Genomic DNA, 20,529 nt, shown 5'->3' on the forward strand with positions numbered 1-20,529 from the left:
CACTAGGCTGCCCGATGAAAGGCTTCTGGCACGACGCCGCCGAGTTCTTCCCGATCCTGATGAACGGCGTCGCGCTGACGATCGTCGTCACCATCGGCTCGCTGCTGCTCTCGACGGTGCTCGGCCTGATCTGGGCGATGATGCGGGTCTCCGGCATCAAGGCGCTGTCGATGATCAGCGCCAGCCTGATCAACGTGATCCGCGGCATCCCGATCATCGTCCTGTTGTTCTACCTCTACTTCGTGATGCCCGATCTCGGCGTCACGCTCAGCGCGTTGCAGGCTGCGATCCTCGGGCTCGGCATTGCCTATTCGGCCTACCAGGCGGAAAACTTCCGCGCCGGCATCGAGGCGATCGACAAGGGGCAGATCGAGGCTGCGCAGTCGATCGGCATGGGCTGGTGGCTCACCATGCGCCGCGTGGTGCTGCCGCAGGCCGTGCGCATCGTGCTGCCGCCCTACGGCAACGTCATGATCATGATGCTGAAGGATTCCTCGCAGGCCTCGACCATCACGGTCGCCGAGCTTGCGCTGCAGGGCAAGCTGATCGCGTCCTCGACCTTCAAGAACACCAATGTGTTCACGCTGGTCGCGCTGATGTACCTCACCATGAGTATTCCGCTGATCCTGCTGGTCCGTCATTTCGAGAAGCGGGCCGGCAAGCGATGATCGAGCTCAACGACATCCACAAGAGCTTTGGCAAGGTCGAGGTGCTCAAGGGCATCACGGCCTCGGTCGAGAAGGGCGAGGTGGTCTGCATCGTCGGTCCCTCCGGCTCCGGCAAATCCACCATCCTGCGCTGCATCAACGGGCTGGAGAGCTACGATCGCGGCGAGGTCAGCGTCGAGGGCCTGAAGGTCGATCGCGACGCGCCGTCGATCGTGAATATCCGCACCCAGGTTTCGATGGTGTTCCAGCGCTTCAACCTGTTCCCGCATCGCACCGCGCTGGAGAACGTGATCGAGGGGCCGCTCTACGTGAAGAGGGAGCCGCGTGCTCAGGCACTGGAGCGCGGCCGCGCGCTGCTCGCCCAGGTCGGGCTCGCCGAGAAGGCTGACGCACATCCGCCGCAGCTCTCCGGCGGCCAGCAGCAGCGCGTCGCGATCGCGCGGGCGCTCGCCATGCAGCCGAAGGCCATTCTGTTCGACGAGCCGACCTCGGCGCTCGATCCCGAGCTCGTCGGCGACGTCCTCGGCGTGATGCGCAAGCTCGCTGACGACGGCATGACCATGGTCGTCGTCACCCACGAGATGGGCTTTGCCCGCGACGTCGCCGACCGCGTGCTGTTCATCGACGGCGGCGTCATCGTCGAGCAGGGGCCGGCCAAGGCGCTGCTCAACCAACCCCAACATCCGCGCACGCAGGATTTCCTACGGCGCGTGCTGCATCCGCTCTGACCGGTCTTCGCCATGACGCGCCTGCCTCTGCCGCCCTCGCTTTATGCCGACACCGCCGTGGCGCCTATCGCCACGCCGCCGCTCGACGTCGACAAGTCCGTCTCCGTCGCAATCGTCGGGGGTGGTTACACCGGCCTCTCGACTGCCTTGCATCTGGCAGAGCGGGGCGTCGAGGCGCTGGTGCTGGAGGCGCAGGAGCCGGGCTGGGGCGCGTCGGGCAATAACGGCGGCCACACCAATCCCGGATTGAAGCACGACCCCGATCAGATCGAGGCGGATTTCGGCGCCGAACTCGGCCGCCGCATGATCGCGTTCTCCTACGGCACCACTGATTTCACGCATGACCTGATCCGCCGCTACCAGATCCCGTGCGAGGCGCGGCAGAACGGCACGCTCCGCGCGGCCTATAACGAAGCGAGCGCCGCCGCGATCGAAAAGACTGCGCAGCAATGCATCCGCCGTGGCATGCCGGTGTCCTATCTGAACCGCGAGCAGCTGCGTGAGATGACCGGCACCGACCGCTACATCGGCGCCATGCTGGACAAGCGCGGCGGCGATCTGCATCCTCTCAGCTACGCCCGTGGTCTCGCGCGCGCCGCGATCTCGGCGGGCGCGAAGGTGCACGGCGAGACGCGGGCAGTGTCACTGCGTCGCGACGGCTCGCGCTGGCGGATCGAGACGCCGCGCGCCGTGGTTCATGCCGACAAGGTCCTGCTCGCCACCAACGGCTTTACCGACGATCTCTGGCCGGCGCTCCGCCGCACCATCGTTCCGGTGTTCTCCTCGATCGCCGCCACCGCGCCGCTGTCCGACGCGGTCGCGCGTTCGATCATGCCGACGCGTCCCGTGCTCTACGAGAGCGGACACATCACCGTCTATTACCGCATCGACCAGCAGAATCGCTTGCTGATGGGCGGCCGCGGCCCGATGCGCTGGATCAAGTCGCCGCACGACGTCGCCTATCTCATGAGGTATGCGGAGAGGTTGTGGCCGCAGCTGAAGGGCGTTGCCTGGACGCACGGCTGGAACAGCCGGCTCGCCATCACCGGGGATCATTATCCGCACGTGCATGAGCCGGCCGAGGGCATATTGATCTCGCTCGGCTGCAATGGCCGCGGCGTTGCGCTCGCGACCGCGATGGGCGCGCAGCTCGCCCGACGGCTGATCGGCGGCGCCAAGGCGGAGATCGACATGCCCGTGACCGGCATCAAGCCGATCCCGATGCATGCGTTCTGGCCGGTGGGCGTGACGACCGCCGTGATCGCGGGCCGCGTGCGCGACCGGCTCGGCATCTGAAGAGGGCGCCGCCCGGTCAGGGCCGGCGCCTTGCATCGTAAACGATCGGGTGTCAGCAGCGGCCCTGCTTCCACAGGCCGGGCGGGCAACCGTGACCGCGCCAGCCGACCTTGCGCCCACGCGACCATCCATGCGGCGTGCCATGGTGATGATGGCCCATCGAATGACCATGACCATGACCATGGCCGTGACCGCCCCCATGGCCGCCCTTGGCCAGCGCAGGGCTTGTCAATGTGAAGCCGGCCGCAATGACCAGCGACGCAGCGAGCGCGAGTTTCTTCATGATGTCCTCCATCGGGGCGAGCGCACTTGTCCGTTCAATGAACGAAGCGTGGGCAGGTTGGTTCCCCGAGAATGCGGAGGCGTCATGACGCTCGCGCAGATGCATCATCGCGCGAGAGCTCAACGCGCGATGGAGTAATCTCGAATCGATCCGTGTGCTCAGCCTTCCGCCACGGCGTCGGCCCAGGGCTGGAAGATCTCGACCGCGCCGGAATTGACGTCGCCTTCGCGCATCACGACGCTCGGGCAAGCGAATTTTTGCGGCAGGGCCTGCACGCGGCTCTCTTCATAGTCGAAGCGCGTGGCCAGCGCCTTGCGCACATCCGCTGGCAAGCGGGCGTCGCCGATCACCACCGCGCCCTCGCTGGCGTCGATGCGTGGCTGGTGGATGGCGGCGTCGAGGTCCATGCCGTAATCCATCGCGAAGGAGACGAGCTGCATCACCGAGGGCAGAATGCGGCGGCCGCCGGATGCGCCGACGGCGAGGCGCCTGCCATCCTTGGTCTCGGCGATGACGGGCGTGTAGTTGCAGAGGCAGCGCTTGCCGGGAGCCAAAGAATTGGTGGTGCCCGGCGTCGGATCGAACCACATGATGCCATTGTTCATGGTGATGCCGGTGTGTGGTGTCACATAGCGCGAGCCGAACGACGAGAGCAGCGTCTGCGTCACCGCCGCGATGTTGCCGTCACGGTCGACCACCGAGAAATGAGTGGTGCAGGCCGGCGCCAGATATTCGGCGCCGAGCGAGCGCTTGCCGTCGGCATCGCCCATGTCCTTGAGCCGCTCGCGGAAGGCTGCCTGCAAGGCAAGCGCATACTCGACATAGGCGCCGGCATCCGGCGCGCCCGCTGGCGTCAAGCCCTGCTGCAACAGGCGCAGCGCATGCGCCATCGTCGGCCCCGCCGTGAGCTCCGGCGTCGCGTACACCTTGCCCTCGCGATAGGGAATCGCCAGCGGCACGCGCAGATGGGCGCGGAAGGCGGCGAGATCCTCCACCGACAGCGAGCCGCCGTCGGCCTTGATGTCGGAGGCGATGCTCCTGGCGAGATCGCCCTGGTAGAAATCGCGCGCGCCCGCGTCGGCGAGATGCGACAGCGTCGCCTTCAGGGCGCCCTGCGGCAGCCGCGTCTCGGCCTTGATGCCCCATGGCGCGGTCGGCGGCAGGCCGTCCTTCAGGTAGGCGGCCGCGCTTGCGGGATAGCGCCTGAGATCGGCGGCCGAGCCGGAGATCGTCACCGTCGTCCACCAATCGACCAGCAGGCCTTCGCCGGCGAGCGCGGCTGCCGGCGTGACCAGATCCTTCCACGGTATCCTGGCGTAGCGGCGATGCGCCTCTTCCATCCCTGCGACGACGCCGGGGACGGCAATCGAGCCGGGGCCATGGATGTTGCGGTCGTCCTTCACGCGCGGCCAGGGGAAGAGATCGGAGGCGGCGCCTGCGCCGCTGAGCGGATAGTCGGCAGGGCGCAGGCTCTGCGGCGCGCACATGCCGTAGTCGATCACCTCGGTACGATTCTCCTTCGCGCGGTAAAGCACCATCGCACCGCCGCCGCCGATACCGCTATTCCAGGGCTCGAGGACGTTGAGGGCAAAAGTGGTCGCGACGATCGCGTCCACGCAGTCGCCACCCGCGGCCAGCACCTGCGCCCCGATTTCAGCCGCCCGTCGCGATTGCGAGGCGACGATGCCGCCCTTGGATGTGACGGCGGGTTTGCGGACGGTTTGGTTGAGGCTGAACTGATGGGGCATGATGTCGTCTTGATCTCTGGATTCAGTTGCGTCGTTGCAACCGAGGTTGAAGCTCGCGATTGGCGAAGCCCGCGGACAATGGCACATTGCAGCCAACGAGAACATCGAAAGGGAGACGGGACATGGCTGGTGTGAAACAGGCGCGGGATGGCGCGGTCGGGATATTGACGCTCGACGAACCCGCAAGCCTCAACGCAATGACGCCGGACCTGCTCGGCGCACTCGCCAGCGCTGTCGCCGAGATGACCGCAGACGAGACTATCCGCGCGCTGATCCTCACCGGCGCCGGGCGCGGATTTTGCTCAGGACAGAATTTGAAGGCATCCGAAGCGCTCGGCGAGGACATCGCGGCCGGCGTGATGCGCTTCTACTGGCCGGCCTTCAAGGCATTGCGCGAGTGCCGTGTGCCCGTGGTCGTCGCCGTGAACGGGGTGGCGGCCGGCGGCGGCTTCAGCCTCGCCATGGCGGGCGACATGATCGTCGCGGCGCGGTCGGCGAGCTTCATCCAGGTCTTCAGCCGCATCGCGCTGGTGCCGGATCTCGGCTCGACCTGGCTGTTGCCGCGGCTGATCGGCCGGCAGCGCGCGCTCGAGCTGATGCTGCTCAACGAGCCGCTGACGGCAGAACGCGCCCAGGAGATCGGCCTGGTGCGGCAGGTCGTCGACGATGCGAGGCTGATGGACGAGGCACTTGCCCTGGCGCGGCGCCTGGCCGAAGGCCCGACACACGCCCTGGTGGCAACGCGCCTGCTGGTCGAAGAGAGCGAGCACGCCACTTACGAGGCGCAGTTCCGCCGGGAGATCGAGCTTCAGGCGGTGGTCCGCAAGAGCGCCGACGCGATCGAAGGCCGCAATGCCTTCGTGGAGAAACGCAAGGCGAGGTTTACCGGGAAGTGAGGTGGCGGCCAAAAACGTCGATGCCCGGGACGAGCCCGGGCATGACGATCGAGAGTGTCAGCAGGAAAGCGGTGCGCTCAGAGCGGGCGGTTCAGCCGGCTGGCCTGATACTTGGCGCGCCATTTCGGGCCAGGCCCGCGCATATAATGGAGCTCGGGACGGTAGGGGTCACCTGCGACCCGGATCAGCGTCTGCCATTTGGCGGCGACGAAGCTCAGGGGCTGGCGGAGGAGGCTCAGTGAAGCGATCAACATGGCATCACCTCAATGCGGCTTGCCAAGCATGGCGGTGAAGGGGAGGTCGAAAATTTCCTCGCCGTCGTCGTCGCTGACGTGGATCACCCAGTCGCGCCAGTCTTCGTTGCTCGGCGTCAGGATCATCGAGCGCATGATCTGGGACGCACGGTCGCGGGCCTCGGTGAGGTTGGACACGGCGGCGCCGTAGCGGTCGATCAGCGTGCCCTCGGTGTTCGAGCAGTGAAAATAGACCTGGACCATATGCGTCTCCTATCGGGAGCAACTGGGATGGCAGATCGGTACCACCCGAAGCCTTCGCGAAACATTCGGGTTGAACCCGGTAAGGGAATGTACGGATATTGGTCGGCACCAAGGTCGTTAAAGGTTTAATCACAGGCGGGTGATGGTCAGCTGGACGGCGTTTTCCCTGTATGGAACAGCTTTTCGCGGGAAGTCCGGGAGGCCGCCGTGAGCTACTTCACATCTGGGCGCGAACGCCGAGGGCTGCGCGCATGTGCGGGCGTCTTGGCGTCGGTTTTGGCGGGTGCGCTCGGACTCGTTTCGGCGGTGTCATCGGAGCCGCTTCGCCGGAGCGGCTATGCGATTGGCGAGGACACTTGCGGTAGCGGGGATCTCGCTTTTCCCCGGATTCAGATCGACATGAAGGCGGGATTTTGCGCCGGGCTCGTCGCCAGCGAAGCGGATCGCCTCAAGTTTCCGCGCGCGATCGTCCAGGTGCCGGGGCGCGAGCTGTTCGTGGTGGCCGACATGGGCGGCTGGGGCCACGCCGACGGACGGTTGCTGCTGCTCGATCCGCGCGCGCCGCAAGGGCAGCGGCTCAAGGAGCTTCTGAGCGGGATCGAGTATCCGTTCGGCCTCGCGATCGGCCCGGACAGGAAGCTCTACGCCTCGACCGCCGAGACGATCTTCCGGTTCGATCCGCTCGCCGACAATCCGCGCGGCACGGTCGAGACCATCATCCGTCACATGCCCGGCCGCCGGATCACGCTGCCCGACGGCACCAGGCTCGAGGAGAGCGCGCATCCGCTCAAGCCATTCGTGTTCGACAGGAACGGGCGGCTGTTCGTCAATGTCGGCTCGCACAGCGACGACTGCATCACGCCGGCGCCGATCACGAAGCCTTGCGCGGCCGCCGAGGGTGCGTCCGCCATGGCATCGATCTGGCTGTTCGCGCCGCCGGCAAGCGGCGTCTTCCCGGCGTTGAATCCGAATGACCCGGATCCGCCGCACACCGTCTATGCGCGGGGCTTGCGCAACTCGATGGCGATGGCGCTGCATCCGAATTTTCCCGATGCCGGCTATGCGTTCCTGCAGGGCGAGAACAGCCGCGACTTGCCTGACATCTTCAGGCCGAACGAGGAGATCAACGCGATCGAGCAGGGCAGGCATTACGGCTGGCCCTATTGCTACGATCTGTCGACGCCGAGCCCCGAATTCAGGAACGTGCTGCAAGGCGGGGTCTACAAGTCGCTCTGCACGGCAGGCGCGCTCTACAAGCCGCCGCTCACGCTGATGCCGCCGCACGGTGCGCCGCTGGGGATGCTGTATTATCACGGCAGCAAGTTTCCGGAGCTGGAGGGCAAGCTTCTGGTCGGCCTGCACGGCTATCGCCCGACCGGCAGCCGCCTGCTGGTCTACGACGTCGATGATCACGGCTTCCCCAAGCCTGTTACGGCGCCGGTGCGTTATCGCGTCAGTTGCGCGGCCGAGCCGACGCGCAGCTTTCAGACCGACGCCGGCGAGGTGGCGGCCGCGCCGTTCGACGAGCTGATCGCGGGCTGGCACCGCGTCAACGGCGCGCGGCCGCAAGGTGCTCCCGTCGGCATGACGGTCGCGGAGGACGGCGCGATCTGGCTGGTCGAGGACAAGAACCAGACCGTGATCCGCATCGATCGTGCCGCGGACGATCCGCCGCCGCCGCTCCCTTGCGACATGCGCAGCCAGGCGATGATCGACCAGCTCATGGCCTTCGTCGCCAGGGATGCGCAGAACAACGCCCGGCTGACCACGCTGCGCAAGGGCCTCGTCGAGAAGCACTGCGTCGGCTGCCATTCCGATTTCGGTTTGAAGCCAGGCCAATCGGAAACGGAGAAGGACGTGGCGGTGCTCCGCTTCATGCTCGCGCAGGACGGCTGGATCTATCCGGGCGATCCCTCTTCCGGAAAGCTGCGTACCCGCCTGCGCGGTATCGGCGCCGAGAAGCTGATGCCGCCGGGCGGCGAGAGCCTGCCGAAGACCGAGCCCGGTTACACGCGCCTGCTCGACACCATGGACCTGCTCGTTGCGAAGATGGTTCCGGGCACGCGGATGCGGATCAAGCCCGGTCCGCCCCAGCGCAAGTTCTTCGGCAAGACTGCCAAGGAATGCGGCGAAATACCGGCCGCGAAGGTCGTTGTCGTGACACAAAGGAACGCTGTAGACAAACCCGGCTTCAGCCGATTCTTCCGGCCGGCCGATCCCTATCTGAATGGCGAGTGCACCGACGACGATGGCTATTACATCCGGCAGGAATTTCTGGTGCCTGTGCAGTAGCATCCTGCTTGTCGCGACGCCGCCGGCCGCTGCCGAAACCAAGCTGTTCGACAGCGTGCAGGTGACGCCCGCCAGCGAATATACTTTCGGCATCGAAGGGCCCGCCGCCGATCTCGACGGCAATCTGTTCGTCGTCAATCTCGGCAAGCCCGGCACCATCGGCAAGTTGCCCGCTGGCGGCACCGCCTCGGAGCTGTTCACGACGTTGCCCGAGGGCAGTGTCGGCAACGCCATCCGCTTCGATCGGAGCGGCACCATGTTCATCGCCGACTACAAGAAGCACAACATCCTCGCGATCCCGAAGGGTTCGACGGAGCCGTCCCTCTGGTTTCACTCCGACGAGATGAACCAGCCCAACGACATCACGATCGCGCGCGACGGCACGATCTATGCGAGCGATCCGAACTGGAAGGGCAGGGAAGGCCACATCTGGCGGATCGCGAAAGCCGCCGACGGCACGGTGCAGGGACAGGTGATGGCCTCGCCGCGCGCGATGGGCACCACCAACGGCATTGATCTCAGCCCTGACGGCAAGACGCTCTATGTCGGGGAATCCAGCAGCGGCCAGATCTGGTCCTATGCGATCAACGGCAACGAGCTGACGGCTGCAAGGCTGGTCAAGGCATTTCAGCCCGACACCGTCGACGGGCTGCGCACCGATATTGCCGGCCGCCTCTACGTCGCGCGCATCCTCAAGGGCACGGTTGCGCTGATGAAGCCCAATGGCGTGGTCGAGCGGGAGATCGCGCTGAAAGCCAAGGAGCCGACCAACCTCGCCTTCGGCGGCAGCGACGGCAAGACCGTCTTCGTCACCCAGCGCCAGGGCGGCTTCATCGAGTCCTTCCGCACCGATCAGCAGGGCCGCGAGCACTGTCTGCAGCGCGGGCGTTGCTGAGCTCCGGTCTGCTTCAGGCGCAGGGCAGTCGAGACGGCATTCTTCTTGCTTGCATCTGGCCGCCGCAGCCATCAAGACCTCTGTGGCAACGCCTGAACAGCGTTTTCGAGCGAAGTGGATACCGGTTCGCGTGAAGAAAACGCGTCAAAACCTGAGCATGCGAGCACGGAGTGTTTGAGTGAAAGCCGTCCATACCGAACTGCACCGCAGCCACGATCCGCAATTCTTCCTGGTCCGCGGTGTCGTCAAGCGCACCACCGAGCAGCCCGAGCGCGCCGACCGGCTGCTCAAGGGACTGAAGGACGGCAAGCACCAGCTGGTCGAGCCGACGAAATTCGGGCAGGGGCCCCGCGCGCGCATTCACAGTCCGGAATATCTGTCGTTCCTGAGCGAAGCCTGGGAGGCCTGGACCGCGCTCGGCGATTCCGGCCCGGAGATGATCGGCAACATCCACCCGGTGCGGCATGCCGCGACCTATCCGACCCACATCGTCGGCAAGCTCGGCTGGCACACCGCCGACACCGCAGCGCCGATCGGTCCGGGCACCTGGGCCGCGGCCTGCGCCGCGACGGATGTCGCGGTCACCGCCGCGCAGATGGTGATGGACGGTGAGGATGCGGTCTATGCGCTCTGCCGTCCGCCCGGTCATCACGCCTATCGTGACATGGCCGGCGGCTTCTGCTTCCTCAACAACAGCGCGATCGCGGCGGCGCATCTGCGGCAGAAGCACGAGCGTGTCGTCATCCTCGACGTCGACGTCCACCACGGCAACGGCACGCAAGGCATCTTCTACGCCCGGCCGGACGTCTACACGATCTCGATCCATGCCGATCCCGTCGCGTATTATCCTTATGTGTGGGGCTATGCGCACGAGCGCGGCGAGGGCGCGGGCCTCGGCGCCAACCTCAACATTCCCCTGGCGATCGGCACCGGTGATGACGGCTACATCCAGGCGATGGATGTCGCGCGCAGGGCGATCGAATCCTTCGCGCCCGGCGCGCTCGTGATCGCTCTCGGCCTGGATGCCTCGGAGCATGATCCACTGAAGGGCCTCGCCGTCACCACGCCCGGCTTCCGCCGCATCGGCCAGGCCATCGCCAAGCTTGGTCTGCCGACCGTGTTCGTGCAGGAGGGCGGCTATCTCTCGGATATTCTGGGCGCCAACCTGACCTCGGTGCTGGCAGGATTCGAAGAGGCGAGGTGATCTTTCACCTCTCCCCGCTTGCGGGGAGAGGTCGGAATTTGCGTCAGCAAATTCCGGGTGAGGGGGTACTGGTCTCACGCTGATCGCCCGCGTGGAGAGAGGCCCCTCACCCCGACCCTCTCCCCGTAAGAACGGGGAGAGGGAGAAGCGCGGCGCACTATTCAGCCGCTTGCTGGAGCGGCCAGGCATTCCGGCTGATGGGAAGGCCACCATTGGCGCGGGAGCCGTCGGCGATCGCGAGACGATGCGATGGCGATGGCGAGCACAGCGAGAAGCGCCAGCCATCGGGATCGTCGGCGATATCGGGCTTGAAGCTGATCTCGATGGCCTCGCGCGACACCTGCATCGCGAAGGCGTCGAGCGGCAGATTGAGGCCAAAGCCCCTGGCCTTCAGATAGGCCTCCTTGAGCGTCCAATAGTCGAAAAAGCGCTCGATCGCGGCGGGCTCCGGCAGTCCCCGCAGCGTCTCGACCTCCTCCGGTGCAAAGAAGCGGAGCGCGGTGGACAGCGGCGCCACCCGCCGCGAGACGGTCTCGACGTCGATGCCGACGGTCTCATGCCTCGACACGACGCAGGCGACGCAGCCGTCGGCGTGAGACAGGCTGAAATGCAGCGCAGTCGAGGTCGCCGGCGCTGCGACAAACGGCCGTCCGTAGCGGCCGGCGCCAAAGGACCAGTCCGACGGTGCGACGTTGGAGGCGACCTTCGACAGGGCCAGGCGCAGCATGGCGTGCGCGAAAATATACTGCCGTCGATGCCGCTCGAACATGAAGCGATCGGCCCGGACCCGTTCGTCGACCGAGAGCAGCCGTCGGCACGTCTCGACCGCGCCCGGCGTATCAATGGACTTGATCAGTCCGACAAAGAGTTCAATTCTGTCGTCCGCCATCAATTGGGCCTTTTGCGTCAGGTCGAGGGTAAATCCCCGGTCCCGACGGAAGAAACAACTGAGCAAGAATCAACCACGCAGACCGTTTCTAGCGGTCCACCCGGGCGAATTCTTGTCGATTTGCAGGCCGGTTTACAGGCGCAAGCTTGTGCGAGACCCCAACTCGACACGCAAGCAGCCCATCCCCGAAAAGTGAAGCGTGACGATCCGTACGGTGTCCTGGCCGACGAATCCTACTGTGTCTTCTTGGCTTTCTTCGATGTGCCCAGCACCGAAAGGCTGGCATCGACGTCCTTCAGCGCGGACTGAGCTCTTCTTCTCGGTACCCGGCGGCCTTTAGAGGGCCTTGCGGTCCTTGCCGGTCAATGAAGTACCCTTGGTAAATCTGACGACGCCCATAACATTCCCCCGTTGAAAATAATCGTCCAGATCAAAACGCAGGAACAATCTTGCGCGGTGGCGTCAAATAATCAAGCTGCAACTTGGTCATTCACAGCTTTGGCGAGTGAACCCGTAGTCATCCGGGATGCGAGCAGCCCGGCCAGGATATTGAACGGCTGCGTTAGACGCGCATGCGCGTCGAGCACGCTCTGGCGCCGCTGTGTCGACGCCCGCGCGAACGACAGCGCCGGCGTGATTCGGGTGCGGACGATCACGGCATTCGCGAACGGGCCGGCGATTCGCCTGGTGCCTGGCTCGGCGCGAGTGGTCCCGGCGCCGCTGCACTGTCGCGGCATCGAACGGGCGCGCCGCGGGATGGCTAACGCTTCGTTTCATTTTACCTTGATTCCGTTTGTGAGTTTCCCCCACCTCCCGGCACGGCTATGAGTGCGGCCTGATGGCCATTCGAGCGCGCCCATGCATTCCGTTGCCCTGCTGACTGCCAGCTACGCCAAGGATATCGAACGCTTTTCGCTGCTCAGCGAGAGCATCGACACCTGGCTCTCGGGATACACGCGGCATTATGTTCTCGTTAACGATGAGGACGTGCCGCTGTTCGCGCGCTTCGCATCCGACAAGCGGGTCATCGTTCCGGCCTCGCGCTATTTGCCGAAATGGCTGTTTGCGCTGCCGCCGGCGCTTCAGTTCATCAGCAAGCGGCGGGTCTGGTTGTCGCTGCTGTCGTCACCCGTCCACGGCTGGCACATCCAGCAGATCCTGAAGATCGCCGGCGTCCTCAATGCGCCGGAGCAGCGCGTCTGCATCCTGGATTCGGACAATCTGTTCTTCCGCGAATTCGACGTCGGCCAATATGCCGGCGCCGAGAAGACGCCGCTGTTCGTCACGCCGGGGGACATCGGTGCCGATCACCCCTTGCATGGGCTGTGGCTGCGTACCGTCGATCAGCTTCTCGGTATCAAGGACCGTACCTTCCCGGCCGACGATTATGTCGGCAATGCGCTGGTCTGGGACAGGGACACCGCGCGTGCGATGACCGCGCAAATCAAGTCGGCGACGGGTTTGAACTGGGTCCTGGCGCTGTGCCGGAAGAAGAAGTTCTCGGAATATCTGATGTACGGCCATTTCGTCGCGAACTCACCCGTGCATCTGGCGACCCACCGGGTCACGGAAGACAGCATCGCGGTCTCGCATTGGGACGACACGCCGCTCGATCGTCCGGCCATCGAAGCGATGATGGGTGCCGCGAGGCCCGAGCAGGTCGCGCTCTGCATCCAGTCCTATTCCTCGACCTCGGTCGACGACATCCGCGACGTGTTCCGGCTCAGCTCGCGCGATCGCCGCGCTCCGAGCCTTGCACCGGACCATTTCGACGACGCGGCCGAATTCGAGGCAAAGGCGCGCAGCTGAGCTCGCGCCTTCACGCGTCTTTCGTAAACTTGCTGATCACGTCCAGGAACGGTTTCGGCTTGAACTCGCCGTCGAGCGGCAGCGGGCGGTTCGGCTGCTTGTCGGCGCGGGCAAAGGTGCCGTTGATCCAGCTGTAGCGATCCGAGAGGCCCCAGGTCAGGATCGAGCGCACCGGGCCGCTGGTCGAGATCGCGGTGAGCAGATCGTCGACGCGCTTGGCGACGATGGCGTCGCGCTGCGCCGGAGTTCCGCTCAGCTTCTGGTCGTCGACGTCGAGCTCGGTCACGTACACCTCGAGTCCCCACGAGCGCAGCTCGGTGACGAATTCGGCGAGGCCATGCGTGTCGATCTCGAGCTCGGCATGCAGATGCGATTGCAAGCCGACGGCGTGCAGCGGGACGCCCTGGTCGAGCAGGTCCATGATCAGGTTTCGATAGGCCGCGCGCTTGGCGATGAACGAGTCCTTGGCGGACTCGATGTCATATTCGTTGATCGCGAGCTTGACGAAGGGATCGGCCGCGGCCGCTGTGCGGAAGGCCAGCGGAATCCAGCTCTGGCCCAGATGCTGCGTCCAGAACGTATCGCGCCGGTCCTTCGGGCTGCGGGGATTGTCCGGGATCGGCTCGTTGACGACGTCCCAGGAGGTCAGCTTGTCCTTGTAGTAGGAGACGACGGTGCCGATGTGGTCGACATAAGCGCGCTCGACGCCGCGGGTGTCCTTGATCTGCTTGGTCCAGTCGGGAATGTCGTGATACCAGGCGAGCGCGTGGCCGCGCATCGTCAGGTCGTTGTCACGCGCGAAATCCAGGATCGCGTCGGCGCGCTCGAAATTGAACGTGTGCGCATTCGGCCGCAGCATCGGCCATTTCAGCTCGAGCACCGGCACCACCTGGGTGCAATAGGTGCTGATGGCTTCGCCGAGCCTGGGATCGGCTTGCAGGTCCCAGAGCGTCGCGGCTGCGCCAAAGCCTGGACGGCGCTGGGCAAGTTTCGAGGCCGGTGCTGCCGACGCGGAAGCGCCCACCGCGAGGGCCGCGGCGCCGCCAAGAAGGAATTCGCGTCTATCGAGCCTGGTCACGGCAGTCCTTTTCGAGCCAACGCATCATCGTACCAAGCGTCGCCTCGCGCCGCCGGGGTTTCGTGGTCTTGGGTTAACCTCCGCCGTCTGCAAGTCATGGTTTCATTCCGTGACCGCGCCTTGCCGTTCGAGGAAGGGCAAATTTAACGCTAACGCGCGAAAGCGGCTTCCAAGCGCCATTCGCCGCCCGATCTGCAGACTTATGTGACACTCTTGCGCGATGCTGCGGCGCAGTTCGTCCGCCCCGCCCAAGGTCCCATTGATTAACGGCCGTCATACTCGCAAGACCGCTGCTGGTCCCGTGCTCGCATGCTGAACCGCCATTTCTCGATCTATCTGATCGCCTACATCCTGCCCGCGGCGGTGGGCTTCTTTGCCGTCACGGCCTATACGCGGCTGCTGACGCCGGCGGAGTACGGCATCTACGTCGTCGGCATCAGCCTTGCCGGCATCCTGGGCGCGATCTTCTTCGCCTGGATCAAGCTGTCGGTGTCGCGCTATCAGGCGATGTCGGCCGAGGTCGATTTTCGCGGCACGGCAATGGTTGCCTTCGGCCTGACCGTCGCGGTGCTCTGCGCCACCACGCCGCTGGTCTTCCTGTTCCGCAGCGACGTCAGTGTCGAGCTACTGCTCGCCAGCATGTTCGTCGCGATCATGGCCAATGCCGTCGATGTCGGCCAGGAGTTCGAGCGCGCCAAATTGCGTCCCTACCGGTTTGCCGCGATCTCGATCGTGCGCAGCGTGTCCAGCGTCGGATTTGGCCTCGTCGGCATCTGGCTCGGCTGGGGTGGATTGGGGCTGCTCGCGGCGTTCGGCCTGGGGTCCCTCACCGGGATCATCCTGAATCTGGTCGGCGACCGCACCAGGATCGCACGCTTCCAGCGCAGCCAATTCATGCAGCTGGCGCGCTACGGCCTGCCGCTGACGCTGGCCGGGCTCTCCGTTGCGGTCTATTCCGCCTGCGACCGGCTCATCGTCGCGTACCTGCTCGGCAAGGACGCTGCCGGCATCTTCGGCGTTGCCGCCGACCTGCCGCGCCAGTTCATGGTCATGATCGCATCCAGCGTCGCCGCGGCCACCGTGCCGCTGGTGTTCCGGTCCTTGTCCGAGAATAACAGGGAGACGACGCGGGAGCGGCTGACCGAGAGCCTCGAACTCCTGCTCGTCGTCGTTACGCCCGTGGCGGTCTGGCTCGCGCTTGCGGCGGATCAGGTCGCCGGCACGCTCGTCGGCGTCGACTTCCGCGCCGGCGTGTCGGCACTGCTGCCGACCCTGGTGCTCGCCCGGTTCTTCGGCATCGCCAATCAGTTCTACGTGCAGATCAGCTTCCAGCTGGCCGAGCGTCCCTTCATGCTGGCGGCGCAGTCCTTCGCCACGCTGGTCGTCAGCGTGGTCCTGATGGTCGCGCTGGTCGCCGGCTACGGCATCTTCGGGGCGGCGCTGGCAACGCTGGCGACCGAGGCGATCGGTTTCGTCGTCGCCGTCGTCCTGATGCGCCGCGCTCATCCCGTGCCGTTCGACGTCAACCGGCTTGCCGGGGTTGCCGTTTCGGCTGCGGGGATGGCGGCCGCCATTCTGGTTGCGCGTTCGCAGGTCGGCGGCACCGGCTTCGTCGCCCTCATCATCGTCAGTCTCGCCGGCGGCCTTGCCTATGTCGCGACCGCCTGGCTCCTCAACGTCGCCAATGTCCGGACGCTGTCGCTGCGTTTCCTGCGGGGCTTCAACCGCAAGGCGCTGGGCGTCTAGCCGCCGTGTGAAAGCGCTCAGCCGGTACCGCCTTCCGGACGGGTGGGTATTTGCTCGGGCGAGCAATATTGACCAGCAACTTCGGCCCCGGCGGCCCATCGTGGTTGTATCACCGCCCCTTGTCGGTATCTGTCGGTGACTGGGAGTGCAGTAACGCTTCCGCCTGATCTCGAGGGTGCATCGCATGCATTCGCAACATGTCCGCTCATCTGGTCTGTCACCCGCACCAGACCAACGGCCGCGCTGTCCCACGTGCGGAGGGCGCATGAATCTGGCGAGGATTCCCGACCCATCCGCGTTTGAGATCGGAACGTTCGCATGCGCCGGCCGTCATCTCGTCCACACTGCCACGATCGGAATCGATCCGATTAAATCTCCCGCGGCGTTCTGGCTCGCCAGTCGCGATCTGAGGCCTCCGACCTGAGCGGGTGCGCCTCGATCTCGATGGAGGGTCTGGAAGAATTCATCCGCCGCGAAAACCTGAAGATCTTCAGGAGGCAGATCGATCTGGTCAAAGACGACGGCCGACGGCAATGGCTCCTGAAGCGTCTCGCCGAGGAAGAGGCGAAAGTCGAGGTTGCGATCCGATAGGCGATCGGCGGCGCGCGCCACCAAAGGGGCCGTCGATGGAAGGTGAGTCGTGAGCGGATACATACTCAACAACAGGGGGATTCGCGCCGGCGTGCTGAGGGGCACGTCGATCTTCGACCTCGCGGGCAAGAAGGTCTACGATCTCAGGGGTAACAATATTTATCGTCTCTCGGGCGAGTTGGTCGGCCATACGCTCGACGCGTCAGGTTCTGACAAGCGTCTTGATCGCGACAGCGAAGAACTGCTCTCTGTCCAGGGGGCGCCGGAACCCGACGAACCCGAGAGTCATCCCGTGCCGCAAAGGCAAACATCTGACAGCTTCAGGGAAGCCATACGTCTGCGCCGCATCATCTCCGACAGCCCGTCCGATCGTCCCGAGAATCGTCCCAAGAGAGGATGATCGCGCATTCCCTGAGCTTCACGAATACTTTGCGCGGGCTCGCAACGACGCGCGATGCGAGCCTTGTCGCCTCCAAAATCTATTGCAGCGGCGACCGCGTCCGGCTCGCTGCGTCGTAGATCAGGATTTGCAACATCGGAAACCTGCCGAGCAGTTCGGCGCCGGCTTCTCGGGCAGCCGTTTCGCTGCCGTAATGGGTCTTGAAGTGGCCATCGACCACGAGCGAGAAGCCATCGGCTGGTGCTATGTCAGCCCTTTGAATGGTTCTCGGCTCGATCTCGTCGAGTTGGTTGGTCGGCTTTTTCATGGGGAGCTTTCACGTCGTTGCAGGAGACGGCCCGAGGCATCTCTGCCTGGCCGTCTCAGTCGTCCCTCACGATCTCAGGCTTGTCATACAAGACCGCGGTCAGGAGGGAACTGTGAACCTCGATCTTGCCGTTGTAGGTGATGAAGCCGAGCTTGCGAAACTTGTTCATGAAGAAGCTGACGCGGGACCGGGTCGTCCCGATCATCTCGGCGAGCGTCTCCTGGCTGACCTGCGCCGTAATGGGTTGGGGCGCGCCGTCCTTGCCGAAGTTTGCCAGCAGCAGGAGAAGCCGCGCCAGCCGCTTTTCGCTCGAATTGAACAATTGGTCGATCAGGTCTTCTTCGATGCGACTGTTTCGGCTGAGCAGATACTCCATGAACAACTCGGAGAACTTCGGTTCGCTCTTGAGTGTCGCAAGCATCGCAGGTTTCGCGATGGATGTGACCACGCATTGTTCCATCGCCACCGTTGTCGAAATCCGCAAGGGATGGCCGTTCAGGCAGCCTTCTCCGAAGAACTGTCCGGGCTCCATGATCCCGACCACGGCTTCCTTGCCCTGCTCTGAGACGACGGTGACCTTGATCCTTCCCTTCTGGATGTAGAAAACGGCATCAGCGGCATCGCCCTGCGAAAACACGACTTGGTTCTTGTCGAATTTCAATATGGCCTTGCCGTCGCCGACCTTGGCGAGGAAGAGTTTGGGATCGAACGCACTTTTCGCCGCTTTTGGCATGACGTGGTGGAGACCCGATGGAGGCACCCTCAGCTTAACAGGGCTGGTGCCGGGCGCATCAGGTAAATCCTGCTTCCGCCCTCGGGCCCGCGGGTGATCCGGACCAGGCCGTTGTGGCGGGGGGATCGGGCGTCGTGCCATACGGTTATCTGCGCTCAATGCCGCACGACCGTCTGATGCCGGTCCTTCATGAGCGCGGCATCCAGTTCCGTTGGGCTGATCGAGAAGGACTGGATCAGCAGTTGCGAGGCAGACATCGCAGGCGTCTGAAACAGGGTGGCCACGCGCCGATAGGCGATCCTCGACAGCCCGTCGATCTGCTCATCGTCAGTGACGACGACATATTCGCCGGCAGGCTGAATGCCCTCCAGTCCCTGAAGAATGAAGGGATTGGTGAATGAAACGGTGGTCCGCGTTGTCCTGATGGTCAAGCTGATATCTCCTGGACGGACCTTCAGAGGCGTCAGCCGCGCCATTTGTCGATCCGGCCTGTCGCTCCGGCCGGAAGCGGCCGATAGACAGCGAGAGTCTATCGACTGGCTCAGTCTGTTGCAGAGCAGAATTGCTCAGCTTTGAAGGATTGGTCCGCACTTGATCGTGAGGCGCCCACGGGAACGAACCCCGCCGGGGTGACTTGGTGAGGGCGACCGGATATGGTGCCCACTCATCATAGCCGATGAATGGCGGCCTCGGTTCGTAACCCCCGGGCTGGGGCCGCTTCCTCGGGCGTTATCCTTCGTTGTTATTTGGCCGATCCCTTCGGATCGTCCACTGTTATCTCGTGGACGTTCCCGCAATTGGAGCATTCGAAGATCCGCAGATTGGGACCGTCGCAACTTGCCCCGACGTGGACCAGCAGCATGCGGCTCTGACAGGCCGGGCAGAGTGGCCGGGGTATCGGAATCAGCGTCGGTTCTGGACGAGCATAGATCTCGGACATATGAAGGTCCTGCCCAAATGGCGGTTTATGCTGGAGCCGAAGCCGCCGCAAAGACAGCCGATTCGCCGGCTGCGTCGCGGTGAGCATGCCGCGCTCGCCTGTCAGCCTCTGTTCAATATTGCTCACATTGCCGGAAAATCGCCGGCCGGCCCTCGATAGCGTTCGACCCAGCCCTTCCCAACTCAGTCGCGGTGTGTCATGGGGGCAGGCAAACTCGGCGGCAACGCCGGCTCCGGCGTGAGCAAATGCTCAGCAGAACATCCTCGCACGGATCAATATGAGCCTGTGCGGGGCACGACCTGATAACTGCCGCCGGACGTGTCCGTGGACGACAGCAGTACCTCTTCGGCGGGCATGTTCGGGAGCAGACCAGAGATGACTCAAGGAACGCCGGAGATCCGCGCAACGGCGCAGTTGCTCGCCCGCTATCGCGAGCCAGATAGTGCGCGCGGTGTTCTCGAACTGGTGATCACGGCGGTGCCGCTCTGCGTCATCTGGGCTCTGATCTGGGTCGCTCTCGACCACGGCTATTGGTTTTCTCTGCTGCTCGAGGTGCCTGCGGCAGGCTTGCTGGTTCGGCTGTTCATGATCCAGCACGATTGCGGGCACGGCTCGTTCTTCCGCGGCCGCGTCGCGAACGATTGGGTCGGCCGAGCCATCGGCGTGATGACACTGACGCCATACGATTACTGGCGGCATAATCATGCCCGCCATCATGCGAACTCCGGCAATCTCGATCACAGAGGCCTGGGCGACATCGATACGTTGACCGTGCGCGAGTTTCGCGGGCAGTCGCGATGGCGTCGGACACTATATCGCTTGTATCGGCATCCCATCGTGATGTTTGGCGTAGGACCCACATATCTGTTCATCCTAAAGCATCGATTGCCGATCGGAATCATGCGGAGCGGCTGGAAGCCCTGGCTGAGTACAATGGGCACCAACGTGGCGATCGGCGTTCTGGTCGCCGCGATGGTCCGGCTGGTCGGCTATGGGCCGTTCCTGCTGGTGCACCTGCCGATCGTCGTTCTGGCGGCGTCGATCGGTGTCTGGCTGTTCTACGTCCAGCACCAGTTCGAGCACACCTACTGGTCCCACGATGAGACCTGGAATTTTCACGACGCCGCGCTGTACGGCAGCTCTCACTACCAATTGCCGGCTGTCTTGCGATGGTTCACGGCCAATATCGGCGTCCACCACATCCATCATTTGTGCAGTCGAATTCCCTGCTACCGCTTGCCCGACGTGTTGCGGGATCATCCGCAACTCGCCGGCCGCGGCCGGATCACGCTGCTGCAGAGCTTGCGGACCGTGCGTCTGACCTTGTGGGATGAGGAGCGGCTGCGGCTCGTGTCCTTTGGAGAGGCAGCCTCGGCTTCAACCGCTCGCCCGTGACCATCCAGTCGGCCCCACCGGCCAATATTCAGCAGAGACGCGCTGGGCGCTTAGAGCGTTTTCGAGCGAAGTGGACACCGGTTCGCGTGAAGAAAACGCGTCAAAACAAGAATCTAGAGCTTCGGTTCTGATTC

The 20,529-nt window shown here is 64.3% G+C and carries 22 protein-coding genes; 12 read left to right on the top strand and 10 right to left on the bottom strand.

Features of this window, described 5'->3' with window-relative positions; genetic code table 11:
• Positions 1-14: 14 nt before the first annotated feature.
• From UNPF46_RS14460 to UNPF46_RS14470, 3 genes are read left to right on the top strand one after another with little or no spacing between them, the layout of a single operon-like run.
• The gene (locus tag UNPF46_RS14460; RefSeq protein ID WP_142250460.1) at positions 15-668 is read left to right on the top strand and encodes an amino acid ABC transporter permease; all 654 of its coding nucleotides are present in this window, start codon (positions 15-17) and stop codon (positions 666-668) included.
• Positions 665-1,396, top strand: coding sequence for an amino acid ABC transporter ATP-binding protein (locus tag UNPF46_RS14465; protein ID WP_142250461.1), 732 nt, complete (start codon positions 665-667; stop codon positions 1,394-1,396). Before UNPF46_RS14460 ends, UNPF46_RS14465 begins: the two co-directional genes overlap by 4 nt.
• Before the next feature lie 12 nt (positions 1,397-1,408).
• Positions 1,409-2,692 carry an NAD(P)/FAD-dependent oxidoreductase gene (locus UNPF46_RS14470; protein ID WP_142250462.1) on the top strand — a complete coding sequence of 428 codons (1,284 nt, stop codon included), beginning with the start codon at positions 1,409-1,411 and terminating at the stop codon, positions 2,690-2,692.
• A gap of 52 nt (positions 2,693-2,744) precedes the next feature.
• Here the strand turns inward: UNPF46_RS14470 and UNPF46_RS14475 are convergent, their stop codons facing one another.
• Positions 2,745-2,975, bottom strand: a complete 231-nt coding sequence (locus UNPF46_RS14475; protein WP_181769935.1) for a hypothetical protein — start codon at positions 2,973-2,975, stop codon at positions 2,745-2,747.
• Positions 2,976-3,133: 158 nt separating this feature from the next.
• The gene (locus UNPF46_RS14480; RefSeq protein WP_181769936.1) at positions 3,134-4,723 is read right to left on the bottom strand and encodes a gamma-glutamyltransferase family protein; all 1,590 of its coding nucleotides are present in this window, start codon (positions 4,721-4,723) and stop codon (positions 3,134-3,136) included.
• A gap of 122 nt (positions 4,724-4,845) precedes the next feature.
• On the opposite strand from UNPF46_RS14480, the gene UNPF46_RS14485 reads away from it, so the two are divergent.
• Positions 4,846-5,619, top strand: coding sequence for an enoyl-CoA hydratase-related protein (locus tag UNPF46_RS14485; protein ID WP_142250465.1), 774 nt, complete (start codon positions 4,846-4,848; stop codon positions 5,617-5,619).
• A gap of 77 nt (positions 5,620-5,696) precedes the next feature.
• Here UNPF46_RS14485 and UNPF46_RS37505 read toward each other — a convergent pair whose 3' ends face one another.
• Both UNPF46_RS37505 and UNPF46_RS14490 read right to left on the bottom strand, forming a co-directional pair.
• On the bottom strand, positions 5,697-5,873 hold the full coding sequence (locus UNPF46_RS37505; RefSeq protein ID WP_174719174.1) for a hypothetical protein: 177 nt from the start codon (positions 5,871-5,873) through the stop codon (positions 5,697-5,699).
• Between the two features lie 9 nt (positions 5,874-5,882).
• Entirely contained in the window at positions 5,883-6,116 is a 234-nt protein-coding gene (locus UNPF46_RS14490) for a DUF6894 family protein (RefSeq protein ID WP_094973683.1), read from the bottom strand.
• Between the two features lie 399 nt (positions 6,117-6,515).
• On the opposite strand from UNPF46_RS14490, the gene UNPF46_RS14495 reads away from it, so the two are divergent.
• From UNPF46_RS14495 to UNPF46_RS14505, 3 genes are all read left to right on the top strand, one after another.
• Positions 6,516-8,408: a PQQ-dependent sugar dehydrogenase gene (locus tag UNPF46_RS14495; protein ID WP_502705489.1), complete on the top strand. Its 1,893-nt coding sequence runs from the start codon at positions 6,516-6,518 to the stop codon at positions 8,406-8,408.
• On the top strand, positions 8,365-9,303 hold the full coding sequence (locus UNPF46_RS14500; RefSeq protein ID WP_181769937.1) for an SMP-30/gluconolactonase/LRE family protein: 939 nt from the start codon (positions 8,365-8,367) through the stop codon (positions 9,301-9,303). Before UNPF46_RS14495 ends, UNPF46_RS14500 begins: the two co-directional genes overlap by 44 nt.
• A 178-nt stretch (positions 9,304-9,481) precedes the next feature.
• Positions 9,482-10,507: a histone deacetylase family protein gene (locus UNPF46_RS14505; protein WP_142250468.1), complete on the top strand. Its 1,026-nt coding sequence runs from the start codon at positions 9,482-9,484 to the stop codon at positions 10,505-10,507.
• A gap of 157 nt (positions 10,508-10,664) precedes the next feature.
• Here UNPF46_RS14505 and UNPF46_RS14510 read toward each other — a convergent pair whose 3' ends face one another.
• Positions 10,665-11,234, bottom strand: a complete 570-nt coding sequence (locus UNPF46_RS14510) for a 4'-phosphopantetheinyl transferase family protein (RefSeq protein WP_245448454.1) — start codon at positions 11,232-11,234, stop codon at positions 10,665-10,667.
• 3 nt (positions 11,235-11,237) lie between these two features.
• Here UNPF46_RS14510 and UNPF46_RS38275 point away from each other — a divergent pair, with 3 nt between their 5' ends.
• Together UNPF46_RS38275 and UNPF46_RS14515 are read left to right on the top strand one after the other, a co-directional pair.
• Entirely contained in the window at positions 11,238-11,705 is a 468-nt protein-coding gene (locus UNPF46_RS38275) for a hypothetical protein (protein WP_246668653.1), read from the top strand.
• A 549-nt stretch (positions 11,706-12,254) separates the two neighbouring features.
• Positions 12,255-13,205, top strand: coding sequence for a DUF6492 family protein (locus tag UNPF46_RS14515; RefSeq protein ID WP_142250469.1), 951 nt, complete (start codon positions 12,255-12,257; stop codon positions 13,203-13,205).
• A 10-nt stretch (positions 13,206-13,215) separates the two neighbouring features.
• On the opposite strand, the gene UNPF46_RS14520 is transcribed toward UNPF46_RS14515, so the two are convergent.
• Positions 13,216-14,283 carry an endo-1,4-beta-xylanase gene (locus tag UNPF46_RS14520; RefSeq protein WP_142250470.1) on the bottom strand — a complete coding sequence of 356 codons (1,068 nt, stop codon included), beginning with the start codon at positions 14,281-14,283 and terminating at the stop codon, positions 13,216-13,218.
• 309 nt (positions 14,284-14,592) lie between these two features.
• On the opposite strand from UNPF46_RS14520, the gene UNPF46_RS14525 reads away from it, so the two are divergent.
• The gene (locus UNPF46_RS14525) at positions 14,593-16,029 is read left to right on the top strand and encodes a lipopolysaccharide biosynthesis protein (RefSeq protein ID WP_142250471.1); all 1,437 of its coding nucleotides are present in this window, start codon (positions 14,593-14,595) and stop codon (positions 16,027-16,029) included.
• Between the two features lie 330 nt (positions 16,030-16,359).
• Here the strand turns inward: UNPF46_RS14525 and UNPF46_RS14530 are convergent, their stop codons facing one another.
• A complete protein-coding gene (locus UNPF46_RS14530; RefSeq protein WP_142250472.1) occupies positions 16,360-16,641 on the bottom strand; it encodes a hypothetical protein in 282 nt (93 codons plus the stop codon).
• Positions 16,642-16,669: 28 nt separating this feature from the next.
• On the opposite strand from UNPF46_RS14530, the gene UNPF46_RS14535 reads away from it, so the two are divergent.
• Positions 16,670-17,020, top strand: coding sequence for a hypothetical protein (locus UNPF46_RS14535; RefSeq protein WP_142250473.1), 351 nt, complete (start codon positions 16,670-16,672; stop codon positions 17,018-17,020).
• A gap of 79 nt (positions 17,021-17,099) precedes the next feature.
• On the opposite strand, the gene UNPF46_RS14540 is transcribed toward UNPF46_RS14535, so the two are convergent.
• The 3 genes from UNPF46_RS14540 to UNPF46_RS14550 form a co-directional block, all read right to left on the bottom strand.
• The gene (locus UNPF46_RS14540; RefSeq protein WP_142250474.1) at positions 17,100-17,327 is read right to left on the bottom strand and encodes a hypothetical protein; all 228 of its coding nucleotides are present in this window, start codon (positions 17,325-17,327) and stop codon (positions 17,100-17,102) included.
• Positions 17,328-17,382: 55 nt separating this feature from the next.
• Positions 17,383-18,060 carry a Crp/Fnr family transcriptional regulator gene (locus UNPF46_RS14545; RefSeq protein ID WP_100179658.1) on the bottom strand — a complete coding sequence of 226 codons (678 nt, stop codon included), beginning with the start codon at positions 18,058-18,060 and terminating at the stop codon, positions 17,383-17,385.
• A 155-nt stretch (positions 18,061-18,215) separates the two neighbouring features.
• Entirely contained in the window at positions 18,216-18,536 is a 321-nt protein-coding gene (locus UNPF46_RS14550) for a hypothetical protein (protein WP_246668654.1), read from the bottom strand.
• An 839-nt stretch (positions 18,537-19,375) separates the two neighbouring features.
• Here UNPF46_RS14550 and UNPF46_RS14560 point away from each other — a divergent pair.
• Positions 19,376-20,395: a fatty acid desaturase gene (locus UNPF46_RS14560; protein WP_142250475.1), complete on the top strand. Its 1,020-nt coding sequence runs from the start codon at positions 19,376-19,378 to the stop codon at positions 20,393-20,395.
• Positions 20,396-20,529 lie beyond the last annotated feature (134 nt).

This window comes from Bradyrhizobium sp. UNPF46, assembly GCF_006658625.1.
Taxonomy (GTDB): domain Bacteria; phylum Pseudomonadota; class Alphaproteobacteria; order Rhizobiales; family Xanthobacteraceae; genus Bradyrhizobium; species Bradyrhizobium nitroreducens.

Bases quoted from the DNA above. Each gene is read 5' to 3' on its own strand.
- UNPF46_RS14510 (WP_245448454.1), bottom strand. From the start codon at position 11,234: ATGCTGCGCCTGGCCCTGTCGAAGGTCGCCTCCAACGTCGCACCGTCG.
- UNPF46_RS14495 (WP_502705489.1), top strand. From the start codon at position 6,516: ATGAAGGCGGGATTTTGCGCCGGGCTCGTCGCCAGCGAAGCGGATCGC.
- UNPF46_RS14490 (WP_094973683.1), bottom strand. From the start codon at position 6,116: ATGGTCCAGGTCTATTTTCACTGCTCGAACACCGAGGGCACGCTGATC.
- UNPF46_RS14540 (WP_142250474.1), bottom strand. From the start codon at position 17,327: ATGAAAAAGCCGACCAACCAACTCGACGAGATCGAGCCGAGAACCATT.
- UNPF46_RS14485 (WP_142250465.1), top strand. From the start codon at position 4,846: ATGGCTGGTGTGAAACAGGCGCGGGATGGCGCGGTCGGGATATTGACG.
- UNPF46_RS14470 (WP_142250462.1), top strand. From the start codon at position 1,409: ATGACGCGCCTGCCTCTGCCGCCCTCGCTTTATGCCGACACCGCCGTG.
- UNPF46_RS14515 (WP_142250469.1), top strand. From the start codon at position 12,255: ATGCATTCCGTTGCCCTGCTGACTGCCAGCTACGCCAAGGATATCGAA.
- UNPF46_RS14475 (WP_181769935.1), bottom strand. From the start codon at position 2,975: ATGAAGAAACTCGCGCTCGCTGCGTCGCTGGTCATTGCGGCCGGCTTC.
- UNPF46_RS14465 (WP_142250461.1), top strand. From the start codon at position 665: ATGATCGAGCTCAACGACATCCACAAGAGCTTTGGCAAGGTCGAGGTG.
- UNPF46_RS14500 (WP_181769937.1), top strand. From the start codon at position 8,365: ATGGCTATTACATCCGGCAGGAATTTCTGGTGCCTGTGCAGTAGCATC.
- UNPF46_RS14545 (WP_100179658.1), bottom strand. From the start codon at position 18,060: ATGCCAAAAGCGGCGAAAAGTGCGTTCGATCCCAAACTCTTCCTCGCC.
- UNPF46_RS14460 (WP_142250460.1), top strand. From the start codon at position 15: ATGAAAGGCTTCTGGCACGACGCCGCCGAGTTCTTCCCGATCCTGATG.
- UNPF46_RS14550 (WP_246668654.1), bottom strand. From the start codon at position 18,536: ATGGCGCGGCTGACGCCTCTGAAGGTCCGTCCAGGAGATATCAGCTTG.
- UNPF46_RS14525 (WP_142250471.1), top strand. From the start codon at position 14,593: ATGCTGAACCGCCATTTCTCGATCTATCTGATCGCCTACATCCTGCCC.
- UNPF46_RS37505 (WP_174719174.1), bottom strand. From the start codon at position 5,873: ATGTTGATCGCTTCACTGAGCCTCCTCCGCCAGCCCCTGAGCTTCGTC.
- UNPF46_RS14560 (WP_142250475.1), top strand. From the start codon at position 19,376: ATGACTCAAGGAACGCCGGAGATCCGCGCAACGGCGCAGTTGCTCGCC.
- UNPF46_RS14480 (WP_181769936.1), bottom strand. From the start codon at position 4,723: ATGCCCCATCAGTTCAGCCTCAACCAAACCGTCCGCAAACCCGCCGTC.